Source organism: Mycobacterium sp. 1465703.0 (genome assembly GCF_001672975.1).
Taxonomy (GTDB): domain Bacteria; phylum Actinomycetota; class Actinomycetes; order Mycobacteriales; family Mycobacteriaceae; genus Mycobacterium.
In genome coordinates this window covers 1-15626 of sequence record NZ_LZKU01000051.1, presented here as the reverse complement: position 1 = coordinate 15626, position 15626 = coordinate 1, and the positions used below count along the sequence as shown (strand labels likewise).

13 protein-coding genes and 1 pseudogene are annotated in these 15626 nt (G+C 65.8%); 7 read left to right on the top strand and 7 right to left on the bottom strand.

Going from position 1 to position 15626, the window contains the following annotated elements; genetic code table 11:
* Positions 1 to 319 precede the first annotated feature (319 nt).
* Positions 320 to 832 (bottom strand): glycosyltransferase family A protein, encoded by a 513-nt coding sequence (locus A5625_RS28095; protein ID WP_232003417.1) that lies wholly within the window; start codon positions 830 to 832, stop codon positions 320 to 322.
* A 44-nt stretch (positions 833 to 876) separates the two neighbouring features.
* Between A5625_RS28095 and A5625_RS04540 the strand changes: the two genes are divergently transcribed.
* The 3 genes and pseudogenes from A5625_RS04540 to A5625_RS04530 all read left to right on the top strand — a co-directional run bounded on the left by A5625_RS04540 (position 877) and on the right by A5625_RS04530 (position 4770).
* The gene (locus tag A5625_RS04540; RefSeq protein ID WP_082984269.1) at positions 877 to 1890 is read left to right on the top strand and encodes an NAD-dependent epimerase/dehydratase family protein; all 1014 of its coding nucleotides are present in this window, start codon (positions 877 to 879) and stop codon (positions 1888 to 1890) included.
* A pseudogene (locus A5625_RS30685) lies at positions 1862 to 2676 on the top strand (nucleotide sugar dehydrogenase); the annotation flags it as partial. The gene A5625_RS04540 and the pseudogene A5625_RS30685, both read left to right, overlap by 29 nt.
* A gap of 300 nt (positions 2677 to 2976) precedes the next feature.
* Complete coding sequence (locus A5625_RS04530) at positions 2977 to 4770, top strand: thiamine pyrophosphate-requiring protein (RefSeq protein WP_066989454.1); 1794 nt, start codon at positions 2977 to 2979, stop codon at positions 4768 to 4770.
* A gap of 13 nt (positions 4771 to 4783) precedes the next feature.
* Here A5625_RS04530 and A5625_RS04525 read toward each other — a convergent pair whose 3' ends face one another.
* Together A5625_RS04525 and A5625_RS04520 are read right to left on the bottom strand one after the other, a co-directional pair.
* Complete coding sequence (locus A5625_RS04525; RefSeq protein WP_066989452.1) at positions 4784 to 5452, bottom strand: UdgX family uracil-DNA binding protein; 669 nt, start codon at positions 5450 to 5452, stop codon at positions 4784 to 4786.
* Positions 5453 to 5525: 73 nt separating this feature from the next.
* Positions 5526 to 6086 carry a hemerythrin domain-containing protein gene (locus A5625_RS04520; protein WP_066989451.1) on the bottom strand — a complete coding sequence of 187 codons (561 nt, stop codon included), beginning with the start codon at positions 6084 to 6086 and terminating at the stop codon, positions 5526 to 5528.
* A gap of 145 nt (positions 6087 to 6231) precedes the next feature.
* On the opposite strand from A5625_RS04520, the gene A5625_RS04515 reads away from it, so the two are divergent.
* The 3 genes from A5625_RS04515 to A5625_RS04505 all read left to right on the top strand — a co-directional run bounded on the left by A5625_RS04515 (position 6232) and on the right by A5625_RS04505 (position 9503).
* Positions 6232 to 7302, top strand: a complete 1071-nt coding sequence (locus A5625_RS04515; protein WP_066989449.1) for a hypothetical protein — start codon at positions 6232 to 6234, stop codon at positions 7300 to 7302.
* A 70-nt stretch (positions 7303 to 7372) separates the two neighbouring features.
* Positions 7373 to 8380, top strand: a complete 1008-nt coding sequence (locus A5625_RS04510; RefSeq protein ID WP_066989447.1) for a sensor domain-containing protein — start codon at positions 7373 to 7375, stop codon at positions 8378 to 8380.
* Positions 8381 to 8531: 151 nt separating this feature from the next.
* Positions 8532 to 9503 carry an aldo/keto reductase gene (locus A5625_RS04505; RefSeq protein ID WP_066989446.1) on the top strand — a complete coding sequence of 324 codons (972 nt, stop codon included), beginning with the start codon at positions 8532 to 8534 and terminating at the stop codon, positions 9501 to 9503.
* A gap of 9 nt (positions 9504 to 9512) precedes the next feature.
* Here the strand turns inward: A5625_RS04505 and A5625_RS04500 are convergent, their stop codons facing one another.
* The 4 genes from A5625_RS04500 to A5625_RS04485 form a co-directional block, all read right to left on the bottom strand.
* Positions 9513 to 10280, bottom strand: coding sequence for an SDR family oxidoreductase (locus tag A5625_RS04500; RefSeq protein ID WP_082984268.1), 768 nt, complete (start codon positions 10278 to 10280; stop codon positions 9513 to 9515).
* Between the two features lie 104 nt (positions 10281 to 10384).
* A complete protein-coding gene (glgX, locus tag A5625_RS04495) occupies positions 10385 to 12535 on the bottom strand; it encodes a glycogen debranching protein GlgX (protein WP_066989443.1) in 2151 nt (716 codons plus the stop codon).
* Positions 12536 to 12627: 92 nt separating this feature from the next.
* On the bottom strand, positions 12628 to 13809 hold the full coding sequence (locus tag A5625_RS04490; RefSeq protein WP_066989442.1) for a zinc-dependent alcohol dehydrogenase: 1182 nt from the start codon (positions 13807 to 13809) through the stop codon (positions 12628 to 12630).
* 240 nt (positions 13810 to 14049) lie between these two features.
* Positions 14050 to 14769 (bottom strand): GAF and ANTAR domain-containing protein, encoded by a 720-nt coding sequence (locus A5625_RS04485; RefSeq protein ID WP_066989515.1) that lies wholly within the window; start codon positions 14767 to 14769, stop codon positions 14050 to 14052.
* A 310-nt stretch (positions 14770 to 15079) separates the two neighbouring features.
* On the opposite strand from A5625_RS04485, the gene A5625_RS04480 reads away from it, so the two are divergent.
* Positions 15080 to 15626, top strand: a 547-nt coding sequence (locus A5625_RS04480) for an NAD(P)/FAD-dependent oxidoreductase (RefSeq protein WP_197515965.1), incomplete at its 3' end; no start/stop codon positions are given.

Below are 15626 nucleotides of genomic sequence, written 5' to 3'. Positions count from 1 at the left end.
ATTTGTCCCGCCATGTTGGGTCCCGGTCGAGCAAAGCGCGTCCTGGTGTGGCACGTGCACGGCTCCTGGACGCAGTCCTTCGTCGCCGGCCGGCACCGGCGGGCCGGCGCAGGCAGGCGGTGAGCAGCGCATTGCGCAGTACCCGCGCGCTCGGCCAGGCTTGGAGACCGGACCGACGAGGGCTGGTGGTATGCCACCAGCGCAGGGCAGAAACACAGGTTCCATCCGTTGGCCGCGAGATCGCATGCGAGCAGCCCCTCTTCGCCACGGAAATGCAGTGTCGGACCGAACCCGCCGGCGCCCTCGAACGCATACTTGGTCACCAACGCCGAGCACGCCAGGAAGGCGCGTATGGACGGCCCGGGCAGGGCCGGGCCATGTCCCAGCGGACTGTCCGCGAGTTCGGCGACGAAGGAGTCGTCACGCTACTGCGGCAATAGCACCGTGCGCGCGGCCAGAAGCGCCACGGTGGGGTGTTGCTCGAAGTTTGCTCGGCCAGCTGGATAGCTTCCGCTGCCCTCCACGAATCGTCATCGCAGAACGCAATATACGGGGTGCTGGATCGCGCCACACCAACGTTGCGGGCCACCGCGCCGGCACTGCGGTTCAGCGGAATGACCGCCACCCGGCCGGCGGAACGGGAAGCCACGCGACTGGCGGCGGCTACCGAATCGTCGCGTGATGCGTTGTCTACCAACATGATCGGATACTGGAACGTGTCAAGAAGGCGGTCCAGTGTGGCACACAGTTCCTGGGACCGGTCCCGGGTGGCGATGACGAATGACGTCGGGGTGTGCTCGTCATGACCCAACCGGCTACCCCGAAGCCGCACAGTGAACGGAGTTTCGCCCTAAAAACGGCGGGTACGATGGGCCGATGCGTTCGCTATCAAGTGCCCTGGTCACCGGCGGTGCAGGATTCCTGGGCGCGCATTTGTGCGGTCGGCTACTCGACGCCGGACTCGAGGTAGTCTGCGTAGACGATCTGTCCAGCAGTCCACCCGGCGCATCGGCGCGCTTCACGCAGTACCCTGGCTATCGGTTCGTACAGCGCGATGTTTGTGATCCCGGTTTGGTCGACCAGGTCGGCAACTCGTTCGACGTGGTATTCCATTTGGCCTCAGCGGCTTCCCCGATCGACTACCAGAGCCGGCCGATCGAAACACTGCGCACCGGCTCCGCGGGAACGGCGATGGCTCTGGAAATCGCGGAGCGCACCGGTGCCCGGTTCGTTTTGGCTTCCACCAGCGAGGTGTACGGTGATCCCGAGGTGCACCCCCAGCGCGAAAGTTACTGGGGCAACGTTAATCCGGTTGGAACACGTAGCGCATACAACGAAGCCAAGCGGTATGCGGAAGCATTGACCTTCGCCTACCTCCGCGTCGGCCGCGCCGATGTCGGGATTGCCCGCATCTTCAACACTTATGGGCCGGGCATGCGCGTCGACGATGGCAGGATGGTTCCGACATTCTGCTTCCAGGCGCTGCACGGTGATCCATTGACCGTTTCGGGCACCGGACTGCAGACGCGGTCGCTTTGCTATGTCGACGACACGGTCGCGGGGCTAATTGCCTTAGCGCACAGCGATTTCAGTGGACCAGTCAACATCGGTAGTCCCGCCGAGCTTACCGTGCTGGCGGCGGCCGAACTGATTCGGGAGCTGGCCGGCAGCACGTCGACGATCCTGTTCACTCCGCCGGCCACCGACGACCCGCAACGCCGCTGCCCCGACATCACGCTCGCCCGGCAGCGACTGGGCTGGGAACCGCGGGTGGATTACCGGACCGGGTTGAAGACCACCCTGGCATGGTTCCGCGCGACAGCCGAAGAACCGGACGAAAAACTCGTCTCGACTCCAGACCGACCGGCGGGTGATTGGGGCCAACGATGAATTGGCGGCCCAACTCGTGCAGCAGTCGTACGGACCTTGCGCCCACCGCGTGCTGCGGATGAGCCCGGAGAGCGCCGAGCTTGCCAAGTACGCCAGCAACGCCTTCCTGGCGGTCAAACTGTCCTACACCAATTCACTGGCGGCGCTGTGCGTGCGGGTGGGCGCCGATATCGATGACGTCACCCGCTGCATGGGCGCCGACCGGCGCATCGGGCCGGTGTTCTTGCGCCCGGGCCCGGGTTGGGGTGGCTCCTGCCTGCCGAAGGACACCGCCGAGCTGGTCCACACCGCATGCCATCACAAGGTCGAGTTCGCCGAGGTCGAAGCGGCCCGCCACACCAATAACCGACAGGCACGACGGATCGTCACCGCCTTGCGGCAAACGATCGGTCGGCCGTTGTCGGGTGGCCGGATCACCGCTTTGGGCCTGACGTTCAAGGCCGCCACCAGCGACACCAGGGATTCGCCGCGCTGGCAGCGTGCCAAGAACTGGCGGCCGCCGGCGCCCACGTGATGGGGTATGACCCGCAATTGGCCAACATCGACCCCACCGTCCTGCAACAAAACCGGTTGACGGCGGTCGATGATCCCTACCGCGCCGCCAAGGCTGCCGAGGCGATCGTTGTGCTCACCGAATGGCCACTGTTCCGTGACCTCGATCGGGACCTCATCGCGAAGGACGCGCCGCTGGCCATCGTGCTCGACACGCGAAATTCACTCGACCCGGCCATGGTGCGCGAAGCCGGCCTCACCTATTTGGGAAACGGTGTGCCGCATGGGTTTTGATGCTGCTGACCGCAATCTGGGCGCCACTGCTGCTCTGGTTACACAACCGTCAACTGAAAACTGGCTGAGAGTCGGCTGACCACCCCCGTTTCAGCGAATAACGCAGGCGATTCCGGGTAATACGGCTCGTGTGGGAAGTGCCCAAGCCGCCTGCGCGACGGCAGCCTGCACCAGCCGTGCCTGCCAGCGGGGGCTGGGATCGGTCGGCCCGCGAGTCAGCGGCGCCATGCAGGTGGTTCAAACAATAGCCACACACGCCCACCCGCCAGCACTCCGTACCGTCCGCCGAGGAGGGAAACAATGTCCAAAAAAGAGGTTTCCGACTATCTGCTAGAGCGCTTGCGGGCGTGGGGCGTTGAACATGTATTCGGCTATCCCGGTGACGGCATCAACGGATTGCTGGCCGCGTGGGGCCGGGCGGACAACAAGCCCAAGTTCATCCAGTCGCGCCACGAGGAGATGAGCGCCTTCGAAGCGGTCGGCTACGCCAAATTCACCGGCAGGATCGGGGTCTGCGCGGCAACATCCGGACCGGGGGCGATCCACCTGCTCAACGGCCTCTACGACGCCAAGCTCGACCACGTCCCGGTGGTGGCCATCGTCGGTCAGACCAACCGCAGCGCCATGGGGGGGAACTACCAGCAAGAGGTCGACCTGCTCACCCTCTTCAAAGACGTCGCCAGTGACTACGTCCAAATGGTCACCGTCCCAGAACAATTGCCCAACGTGCTGGACCGCGCGATCCGGATCGCGATGACCCAGCGGGCCCCGACGGCGTTGATCATTCCCAGCGACGTTCAGGAGTTGCCATACTCGCCGCCCGAGCATGCGTTCAAGATGGTGCCCTCCAGCCTGGGCATCGAGTACCCCGACATCGCCCCGGACGATGCGGCCATCGCTCGCGCGGCCGACGTCGTCAACGCCGGCAAGAAGGTCGCCATCCTGGCGGGCACCGGTGCGCGCGGCGCCCAGGACGAACTGGCCGAAGTCGCCGACCTGCTCGGTGCGGGAGTAGCCAAGGCGCTGTTGGGCAAAGACGTTCTGTCCGACGAATTGCCTTGGGTCACAGGCTCGATCGGGCTGCTGGGCACCCGGCCCAGCTACGAGCTGATGCGCGACTGCGACACACTGCTGACGGTCGGCTCCAGCTTCCCCTACACACAGTTCCTCCCCGAATTCGGTCAAGCCCGGGCGGTGCAGATCGACGTCGACGGCCGAATGATCGGAATGCGCTACCCCTACGAGGTCAACTTGGTCGCCGATGCGAAGACCGCGCTACGCGCGCTGATCCCGCACCTGCGCCGCAAGGAAGACCGTTCCTGGCGCGAGGGCATCGAGAAGAATGTGGCGCGCTGGTGGGAGACCATGGACAAGGAAGCGATGGTGAGTGCCAACCCGATCAACCCCCTGCGGCTGTTCTCCGAGCTTTCCCCGCAACTGCCCGACAATGCCATTGTCACAGCCGATTCCGGCTCATCGGCAAACTGGTATGCGCGTAACCTGCGCTTCCGCGGCAACATGCGGGGCTCGTTGTCGGGAACCCTGGCGACGATGGGTCCCGGGGTGCCCTACGGCATCGGCGCCAAGTTCGGTCAGCCGGACCGGCCCGTCATCGTGTTCAGCGGAGACGGTGCCATGCAGATGAACGGCATGGCCGAGTTGATCACCATCAAGCGGTACTGGCAGGAGTGGAAAGACCCGCGCCTGATCGTCGCAATCCTGCACAACAACGACCTCAACCAGGTCACCTGGGAAATGCGCGCCATGGCCGGCTCGCCGAAATTTACGGAGTCTCAAAATCTTCCGGACATCGACTTCGCTTCGTTCGCGGCCAGTCTGGGGCTCAACGCCATGGCTATCAAGGACCCGGAGGAACTGTCGGACGCGTGGCGCCAAGCGCTGTCGGCGGACCGGCCCACCGTGCTGGACGTCTACACCGACCCCGACATGCCGCCCATCCCGCCACACGCGACATGGGAGCAGTTCAAGTCGGCGACGACGGCTGTGCTCTCCGGCGACGAGGATCGCGTGGGGTTCGTCAAAGTCGGCCTGAAGGCCAAGGCGCAGGAGTTCTTGCCGCACAAAAAGAGTTGACCGGCAAGTCGATTCAGCCCTCGTCGGTGAGCTCTGCCCGCGCACTGCGCAGGTCGTCGACGAACGACTTGTAGACCTCGTCGTGCCTGTCGCTGCGGTCGCGCAACACCGACGAGGGATGAACTGTGGCCACCACCGTCGGCTCGGTGGTCAGGCGAATGTCGACGGACGAGGGCAGGCGCACCGGCTGGCCGCGTTGAGCGGAAACCCGAAAATCTGCCCCCAGCAACGATTGTGCGGCGGTAGCGCCCAGGCACACGATGACTTGGGGCTGCACCGCCTCGATCTCGGCGATCAGCCAGGGGCGGCAAGCGACAACCTCGGTACGCCCGGGTTTTTGGTGGATGCGTCGCTTGCCGCCCTTGCGGGTGAACTTGAAATGCTTGACCGCGTTGGTCTCATAGATCAGCGCCGGGTCGATGCCGGCATCCTCCAGTGCGCGGTCGAGCAGCCTCCCGGCCGGGCCGACGAACGGCTCGCCGGCGCGATCCTCCTGGTCGCCCGGCTGCTCACCCACCAGCATGATCGGCGCATTGGCATGCCCATTTCCGAAGACGGTTTGGGTGGCGTCCTCGAAAAGCGAACAGCCATGGCAGGTTTCGGCCGCATCGCGCAGCGCGTCCAGGCCCCGCTCCTCGGGGAGGTAGCGGTCGGCACCAGGGGCTTTCGCTGCAGCGACCATGACTTTCGTGAAGAGGGGCGTGAGTACCCCCGCTCCCCCACCGAGCGGGGGTACCACGCCGGGGGTGGCTTGGTCAGCCCTTGCCGGTAATGGCGTCGCGGGCCCGGTCGAGCATTGCCGCAAACGGTCCCGCTGCCAGGTTGGCCACCTGGGACTCCACTCCGGCATGCGGACGGGTGGGAGCGATCGCTTCGGCGAGTTTGGCGGCGCGGCCCATCCGTTCCAGCTCTTCGCCGCTCAATTCCTCGCCAAGCTTGGCGAATTCGTCGCGCTCCTCGTGCTCGGCGTGGTCAACGACCGCGTCGCGCAACTTCGTCAATTCGCGAGTGAACGCCTCGCTGTCGACGTCTAGCTTCTCCAGCTTCTGCAGAGCGGTCTTGGCCTCGTGTTCTTCGTGAAGACGCTCGTCAACCACGGTGGCGCCGTTGGAAATCTTGCGTTTGGCGCGCGGGTGAACGATTTCTTCCTCGGCGGTTTCGTGCACCGCGAGCAGTCGCCGAAGCTCGACAAAGGCCTTCTCGCGGGCCTTTCCGGACGCCGCCAGGGTTTCGTCGAACATTGTCTTGATCTGCTCATGTTGACTGACGAGAAAGTCGACCACGTCGGTGGGTGACTTGATGGCGGTCGGTGCCACAGTGTCCCTCCCATCTACTTTGGTTCGAGGCGCAGGGCTGTGCGCGCTCCCGATTCGGCTACCCGACGAATCCGACCGTCAAACCGGGTGTGGCGCTATCCGAGCCGGGTATGTCCTGGACAAACGGTGAAGGGAGCGGCGGTCGATGAGCGCCGGAAAAGGTCTGGGCGCGGGCCAGCGCATCCGGGTGTTGCGCTGCGGCGTGGTCGGTGCGATTGCGCTCGCCGCGATGACCGCAGCTTGTGCGCGGCCCGCGGCGTCGTTGGAAAGCGCACCCGGTGTCGAGATTTGGCAGGCCGGCGCCCCGTTGCACCAGCCGGTGTGGTCGTATCGCACGCACACCCTGGTCGCGCTGACCGACGATCACCGGTTGGCCGAAGTCACCGCCGCCGATCACGCCAAAGATGCCCAGACGCGGTTCTCCGCACCCATGGCGTCTGGGCGCAATCTGCAGATCAGCCGAAAAGACGAGCGAATGGTGTTCGTCCCACAGCCCACCCGCGACAGGGTGGCCGTGGTCGACCTGCAAAGTCTGCGTCAGGTCGACGATTTCGACGCCGGGCCGGCCCCGGCCTGCCTGTCCGAAGATTCGGGATTGCGGATGCTGCTTGCGCTGTCGGCGGACGGAACGGCGGTGACACCGGTGGATCAGTACGGCTACCGCAAGCTGCCCACCGCGATCAGCGGTGCGAGCGCGGACAGCATCGACGGCGCGAACCGCGGCCGCGAGCTCGACTACCACCTGTACGGACCGTCCGGTATCCACCACTTTCAGGGAACGTCGTCGCCCCCGCCGCAACGCGGCTCGTTGAACATCGACGTGGCGGTCTCGGCAGGTGACGGCACCGCGGTGACCCGCAGCTACGTCGCCGGCCACCACGACAGCACGCTGCACGCCATCGACTCGCGCCGGGGCGGACACGGATTGGAGGAGCTGGCCAGCGCGCGCTTACCGTCGCCGATCCGCGAACTCGGTACCGACGACACCAGGATCTACGCCGCCACCGACCGCGAACTGGTGACGCTCGAAACGGCGAGTTTCACCGGCTTTCCGGACCGGCGCATTCCCGTGCTCCGCACCATCGACTACCGGTCAGGGCTGCCGCCCGCCGCACAAGCCGCCCATCTCTCGGGCATGGCGGTCGGGCCGCATCGGGTCTACCTGACCTTCGCCGGGGCGGCCTATCTGGTCGGCATCGCCAAGCCGCGCCTGTGACGGGTCCCGGTTTATGCAATGGCCCTCGTCGGCTACATTTCGGGCAGGTACGGCCGCTAAGGAGGACGGCGTGACCAATCCGCACGACCCGTACTGGCAAAACCCGCTGAGTTATGACCCGCTTGGCCGCGTCCCGCCCGAAGCGGAGCCACCCGTCGTGCAGCCGCCGCCGTTCACACCGCCGCCCGCGCCCGCGCCGCCCTACCGCCCGCCGGTCAACACGCTGGCGACGCTGTCGCTGGTGTTCGCCTTCCTGTTCGCGCCGCTGGGAGCGATTCTGGGACATCTCGGACTGGCGCAGATCCGCCGCAGCGGCGAGCTCGGCCGGGACCGCGCGCTGGTGGGCGTGACGCTGTCGTACATCTTCATCGCCCTGGCGGTGGTCGCACTGGCGGGATGGGCGACGCTGTCCGGCTCCACCTCTGCGCACCGGGCGGCACCGGGCTCCAGCACCCCTGCCGGGCCCCCACCGCCCACCGTCCCCCCGGAGACGATCGCAACCCTGCTGCCCGGGCTCGACGCCCTGCGGAACATCACCGGCGATGCGAACCTCGACGTCGGGCCGACCTGGAATGCGCCGGGTCGCTCCGCGGAAGACGGCAGCATCGACCGGCCAGAATGCTGGGAAAGCATCGCCGCCGGCAGTCCGGACGCCTACACCCCCGGGGCGTTGGCCGGGTATCACGCAGGCGAATTCACCGATTCCCGCAGCATGCTCAAGTCGACCCAAGTCATCCAGGGCGTCGCGGCGTTCCGCGATCCGGCCGCGGCCCAGTCGCAGCTGGGCACGATGCTGTCGGGATGGCACCAGTGCGGCGGCTCGACCGTGACCGTGAGCGCTTCCGGTGGGCAGCCGATCCCGATGTCGGTGAGCGCCCCGGCCGACGCCGGAAACGGCATCACCACCTTGGATCTGACGCCCAAGGGCATCCAGGTGCGATCGGCACGGGCCATCGCGGCCAAGGCGAACGTCGTCATCGACCTGAATGTGTCCGCCAGCGGCACGACGGACAGCGAGCCGCCTCGCGCGGCCGCGGTGAGCATCGCCAACTACATCCTCGGCAAGATCCCCGGCTGATCGGCCACGCGGATCGGCGGCTGTCTCGCTAGCTCATGCGTGACGACCCGCCGCGCCCGGCTCCGCCGCGCTTGCGATCGCCACTAGCTCATGCGTGACGACCCGCCGCGCCCGGCTCCGCCGCGCTTGCGATCGCCACTAGGCTGAGCAAATGAAATACGTCGACGTCGAGGGGGTCGGCCGAGTCAGCCGAATCGGCCTGGGCACCTGGCAGTTCGGTTCCCGCGAGTGGGGTTACGGAGAGAGCTACGCCGCCGGCGCCGCCGGCGACATCGTGCGGCGCGCCCTTGCCCTGGGGGTGACGCTCTTCGATACCGCCGAGGTGTACGGCCTGGGCAAGAGCGAACGCATCCTGGGCGAGGCACTGGACGACAAACGTGCCGAAGTCGCAGTGGCCAGCAAGATCATGCCGGTCGCTCCGTTCCCCGCGGTGGTCAAGCAACGCGCACGCGCCAGCGCGCAGCGGCTGGGACTGGACCGCATCCCGCTCTACCAAATTCATCAGCCAAACCCGGTGGTGCCGGACTCGGTGATCATGCCCGGCATGCGTGACCTGCTCGACAGCGGCAAGATCGGCGCTGCCGGCGTCTCGAACTATTCGCTACAGCGCTGGCAGAAGGCCGACGCCGCGCTCGGCCGGCCGGTGATCAGCAATCAGGTGCATTTCTCGCTCGCCTATCCCAAGGCGCTGAAGAATCTGGTGCCGTTCGCTGAGCGGGAGAATCGCATCGTGATCGCCTACAGCCCGCTGGAGCAGGGATTGCTGGGCGGCAAGTACAGCGTCGACAATCGGCCGGGTGGCGTCCGCGCAGTGAACTCACGGTTCGGCACGGAAAACCTGCGCCGCGTGGAACCGCTGCTGCAGTTGTTGCGCGACGTCGCCAAGGACGTCAACGCCAAGCCGGCACAGGTGGCGCTGGCCTGGCTGATCAGCTATCCGGGCGTGGTCGCCATCCCCGGCGCCTCCAGCGTCGAGCAACTCGAGTTCAATGTCGCCGCCGCCGATATCGAGTTGCCCACCGCATCTCGTGACGCGCTCACCGAGGCGGCGCTGGCCTTTAGGCCGACGTCAGCGGCGCGCTTCCTCACCGACCTCGCGAAGGAGAAACTGGGCCGTCGCTGACCCGGCCGGTCAGGACTGATTGGCCTCGGCGAACGCGGCGGGGCTGGCGGGCGCGCCACGGGCCACCACGAGCGGCATCGACGTCGAGGCGTTGGTCCGCAGGATGGTGTGCACCACGTCGATGAGGTCCTCGACCGGCATCAGCTTGCCGGGCATGCAGCCCCGCGACGACCACAGCGGGACCGCCTTCATCGCAAGGTCCATGTCCCAGCCTTCGTTCATCCCGGTTTGGCCGTCGCCCTCGCCGCCCGCGCACTCCCCGACGATCAGGTTGGTGAAGCCGATGTCGGAGTGTTCGGCCCGCCACGCTTCCACCAGCCGTTCCAGCGCGGCCTTGCTGACGCCGTATGCGCCTAGACCCGGCCAGGGCGGCCCGAAGGTGCCGGCGTCGGAAGAAAGGTACACCGCCTTGCCGCCCGACGCGGTCAAGTACGGCACCGCCGCGGCCGTCACCAGCGACGCGCCGATGACGTTGGTGTCGAAGATCCGCCGCCACGTGTCCGCGTCGGTGTCCACCATGCGGACCAGCGGCCCGACGGCGGGTGTGTAGACGATGTTGTCGATGCCGCCGAGCGCGTCAGCGGCACGGTCGATGGCCGAGCGGCTGGACGCCTGGTCGGTGACATCGCATTCGATGGCGATCGCGTTCGGGCCGGCGTCCTTGGCCGCGGCTTCGATGCGCTCCCGGCGCCGGGCCAGCAGTGCGACCTGATCGCCGCGCTGCGCAAGACCGACGCCAATGCAGCGCCCCAGCCCACTGGAGGCGCCGACCACCACTGTCCTTGACATATTTGCCCTCTCCTGTAACGACCTCGCTGCAGCCACAGCGTATCGGCAGGCAGCGCGCTACGTAACGTTCGGGCGGATTTGTGTCAAGGTGTTCAGCCGCCGTCGGGGGCCTGCAGCACCACGGCGCTATGCGCGTCCACGGTGAACGTGCCTCCGCCGGGCACCTCGTCGGCGGGCGTCGCCTCGTCTGGCCCGGTGAACACTACGACCTGCCAGGAAGCGCCGAATTCCTTTGGCGGCAAGGTGAATTCGATCGGCTCATAGTGGGCGTTGAAGCACAGCAAGAAGGAGTCATCGAGCACCCGCTGTCCCCGCGCATCGCGGTCGGGAATTCCGTGACCGTTGAGAAACACCGTCACCGATTTGGCGAATCCGGCGCCCCAGTCCTCGTCGGTCATCTCCGTGCCCTCGGGGGTGAACCACGCGATATCCGGCAATCCGTCCTGACCGCGGCGGCCCAGCGGCTTGCCGGAGAAGAACCGGCGCCTGCGAAACACCGGGTGCTCGGCACGCAGCGCCGATATCTTCCGGGTGAAATCCAGCAGTCCGGCGTCGGCACTGGACCAGTCGATCCAGGTGAGCTCGTTGTCCTGGCAGTAGCCGTTGTTGTTGCCGTTCTGGGTGCGACCTAGCTCGTCGCCGTGGCAGATCATCGGAACGCCCTGGGACAACAGCAGGGTGGTCAGGAAATTGCGCTGTTGGCGGGCGCGCAGGTCATTGACCTGCTCGTCGTCGGTGGGTCCTTCAACTCCGCAGTTCCAGGATCGGTTGTGGCTCTCGCCGTCGTTGTTGTCCTCGCCGTTGGCTTCGTTGTGCTTCTCGTTGTAGGACACCAGGTCGCGCAGGGTGAATCCGTCGTGGGCGATGACGAAGTTGATCGATGCCACCGGCCGGCGCGCGGTGTGCTCGTAGAGATCCGCCGATCCGGACAGCCGGTAGGCGAACTCGTCGAGGGTGGCGGGTTCGCCGCGCCAGAAGTCGCGGACGGTGTCGCGGTACTTGCCATTCCACTCGGTCCACTGCGGCGGGAAGTTGCCGACCTGGTAGCCACCCGGACCGACGTCCCACGGCTCGGCGATGAGCTTGACCTGGCTGACGGTGGGATCTTGTTGCACGAGTTCGAAAAACGTTGCCAGACGGTCAACATCGTAAAATTCACGGGCCAGTGTGGCGGCCAGGTCGAAGCGGAAACCGTCGACATGCATCTCGGTCACCCAATACCGCAGCGAGTCCATGATCAGCTGCAGCGCATGCGGGTGCCCGACGTTAAGGCTGTTGCCGGTGCCGGTGTAGTCCATGTAGTACTGCTTGTCGTCCTCGACCAACCGGTAGTAGGCGGCGTTGTCGATGCCCCGCATCGACAAGGTGGGGCCTAGGTGGTTGCCCTCCGCCGTGTGGTTGTAGACCACGTCGAGGATGACCTCGATGCCGGCTTCGTGCAGCGAGCGCACCATGGCCTTGAACTCCTGCACCTGCCCGCCCGGCGTGGTGGAGCTGGAATATTTGAAATCCGGTGCGAAGAACCCGATCGTGTTGTAGCCCCAGTAGTTGGAGAGCCCCCTGTCGACCAGGGTGGAATCGTTGGCGAAGTGGTGCACCGGCATCAATTCGATGGCCGTGACACCCAGGCTCTGCAGATGCTCGATGATCACCGGGTGTGCCACCGCGCCGTAGGTGCCGCGCATCTGCTCGGGAATGTCGGGGTGCGTTTGCGTCAGTCCCTTGACGTGGGCCTCGTAGATGACCGTATCGGCGTAGTGGTGGTCCGGCGGCCGGTCGTTGCCCCAGTCGAAGTAGGGGTTGATAACCACCGACTTGGGCATGCTGGCGGCCGAGTCGTCGTCGTTGCGGCTGTCGGGGTCGCCGAAGTTGTAACTGAACAGCGACTGGTTCCACTCGAACGAGCCGTCGATGGCCTTCGAATAGGGGTCCACCAACAGCTTGTTCGGATTGCACCGCAATCCCGACTGCGGGTCGTACGGACCGTGCACGCGGTACCCGTAACGCTGGCCCGGCTCGATGTTGGGGATGTACGCATGCCAGATGAAGCCGTCAATCTCGGGCAGCGGGACGCGGCTCTCCGTGCCGTCGGCGTCGAACAGGCACAACTCGACCCGTTCGGCCACCTCGCTGAACACGGCGAAATTGGTACCGGCGCCGTCGTAGGTCGCGCCCAGCGGATAGGCCTTACCCGGCCACACCTCTCCGGTAGGCGTGGGGGCGGGCGCGTCTGCGGTGGTCATGGCGCTGTCAATACCCTGCCGTCCCGCCCGCCAAACGGCAGACCACGCCTGGCGTTGCCGCGGTTAAACGGAAGGCCTTGTGGCATAGCAGATCACGGCTTGAGTATGACCTTCACCGCACCGTCCTGCTTCTTCTGGAAGATCTCATAGGCGTGCGGGGCCTGGTCGAGCGGCAGCACATGGGTGGCGAAGTCGTCGACGCCGAGCGGGTCCTCATCGGTCAGCAGCGGCATGATGTCGTCGACCCAGCGCTTGACGTTGGCCTGCCCCATCCGCAGGGTCACCTGCTTGTCGAACAGGGTGAGCATCGGTAGCGGGTCGGCCATACCGCCGTACACGCCGCTCAGTGAGATCGTTCCGCCGCGCCGCACGATGTCGATGGCCGAGTACAGCGCGGACAGCCGGTCCACGCCGGCGGTCTGCATGACCCGCTTGCCCAGCGCATCGGGCAGCAGCCCGGCCACCTGCTGTGCCAGTTTGGCGGCCGGTGAGCCGTGCGCCTCCATACCCACCGCGTCGATGACCGAATCGGTTCCCCGTCCGTCGGTGAGATCACGGATCGCGTCACCGAGAGACGAGTCGAGCCTCCCCAAATCGATGGTGTGGATACCGCGTTTCGCGGCGCGGCCCAACCGCTCGGGCACCAGGTCGACGGCGATCACCCGGTAGCCGAGGTGGTCGGCGATGCGCGCGGCCATGTCACCGATCGGCCCCAACCCGAGCACGGTGACCGAGCCACCGTCCGGGACGTCGGCGTAAGCGACCCCCTGCCATGCGGTGGGCAGTACATCGGACAGGTAGACGAACCGCGAATCCGGCGGTCCCACAGGGACTTTGATGTGAGTGAACTGAGCCTGCGGGACGCGCAACAGCTGCGCTTGCCCGCCGGGGACCTCGCCGTAGAGCTCCGAATAGCCGAACAGCGCCGCCCCCATGCCCTGGTCGCGCACCTGGGTGGTTTCGCACTGGGTGTAGAGCTTTTTGCCGCACATATGGCAACTGCCGCAGGAGATTTGGAACGGGATCACCACCCGGTCCCCGACCCGCAGGTCGCCCGTCTCCGTGCCAACCTCGCGCACCATGCCCATGGCTTCGTGACCGAGAATGTCTCCCGGGTTCATGAATGCCCCGAGGATCTCGTAGAGGTGCAGGTCGGACCCGCAGATGTTGGTCGACGTGACTTCGATGATCGCATCGGTGGGCTGCTCGATCTTGGGATCGGGCACCGATTCCACCCGTACGTCGCGTTTGCCTTGCCATGTGACAGCCTTCATGTGAGGGGCACATACCCGCCTCGCACTCTTCGAAACGGCGGGCCTCAGCCCGTCCGGTGCGGGTATCACCCCGGGATGGACCAGCCAGGCGTCGTCCTCGTAGGCAGCGGGCCGGCGGCGGTAGCCGCGGCCGAGTCGTTCCGCGAACACCGATGACGACTACGACCTCGGCGAGCGGCTCGTCGCCAACGGGCGGCCAGCGCCGGGTCGCGAATTGACTGATATCTACGGAAACCGTTGCTAACGGCCGTGTTTAGTGTCCAGCCGTTTGAGCGGATGTTCGCTGTCGATGAGGGCGGCCGCGATGTCGACCAGCCTGGTGTTCGACTGCTGCGAAAGCCGGGTGAGCAACTCGAAGGCTTCGACGGCGTCGAGATTGAAGCGCTCCATAATCACACCCTTGGCTTGCCCGATGATGTCGCGCGAAGCCAAGGCGCTGCGAAACTGGTCTTGGCGGCGCATGATCGACCACGCCAAGGCGATATGGGTGGCGTACACGGTCCCGACCTCCACTGACTCCTCGCTGAAAGCCTGCGGAGTTTCGGCGTAGAAGTTGAGCGCCGCCATGTTGTTGCCATCCAAGAACAACTCGTAGGACAGGATGGAGCGGATCGGGGTCTCCTCGAGCGCATGCCGCCGGTAGCGCAGCCAGCGCTGTTCCGCGTTCAGATCGGCGATGTGCATCATGTGGTGTTCCCAGGCGGCGGCCAGGCACGGCCCCTCGCCGTACTTGTTTTGTATTGCGTCCAAGTCCATCGGGTAGCGATGCGTGGCTGCCACACTGCTGACCGACTTGCTTTTCTCGGCCAGGGTGATCCCCGCATACTGAGCACCGTTGACGTGGTCGACACCGTTTTCGATGAGCTCATGTAGCCCGGCAGCAGTGCCGCCATTTCCGTGCTCCAGATTCGTCACCAGTTCCACAAGCTCAGTGACGATTGTGGCATTGCCGTTTCGCATGGACATCACCTCACTAGCCCATCCCGGCCGAAGAAATCCATTCCTCGATGGCGCCACGATGCCCGGTCCGCGAATACCACCGTCACCCAGAAGTCTATGAGCCATGCAACGAAGCGCAAGGCCAAATACCGAACAAGTAGAGGGAGCCATAGCGTCCGCCCGCCGTTGCCAGCGTCCGCCCGCCGTTGCCAGACGTTGGCTTCTAAAGCCCTCTTGGACAACAGTTTTCATCTAATCACACCAAGCCCGACCCGACAAATGAGGCGCGCGGACCGCGACCTGGTCGGCAAGCCCGCCTACACTCGGGGCGGTGACCTCCATTGTGATCGTGGGAAGCGGCTTCACCGGATTCACCTGCGCACGCCGACTGGCCCGAATTCTGCGCCGGCGGCGTGCACCCGTCGACATCACGATGATCTCGCCCGTCGACTACATGCTGTACACACCGCTGCTGCCCGACGTCGCGGGCGGGGTGGTCGATGCCCGCTTTGTCGCTGTCCCACTGGCCAACTCCCTCAAAGGGGTGCGCGCGGTCCGCGGCCGGGTGGACAGCGTGGATTTCACCGGGCGCACACTGACCTATTGCGATCCAGAAGAGCGCAGCCATTCGCTGTCCTGGGACCGGCTGGTGCTGACGCCGGGATCGGTGACGCGGTTGTTCGATGTACCGGGGCTGGCCAGACACGCGCGCGGCCTGAAGACCACCGCCGAGGCCCTATATCTACGAGACCATTTCGTCGAACAGCTGGAGCTGGCAAACATCGAGGACGATCCCCGGGTGGCCGCGGCCCGGCGCACCGTGGTGGTGATCGGCGCGTCGTATTCGGGCACCGAGTTGGTGGCGCAGCTGCGGGCGC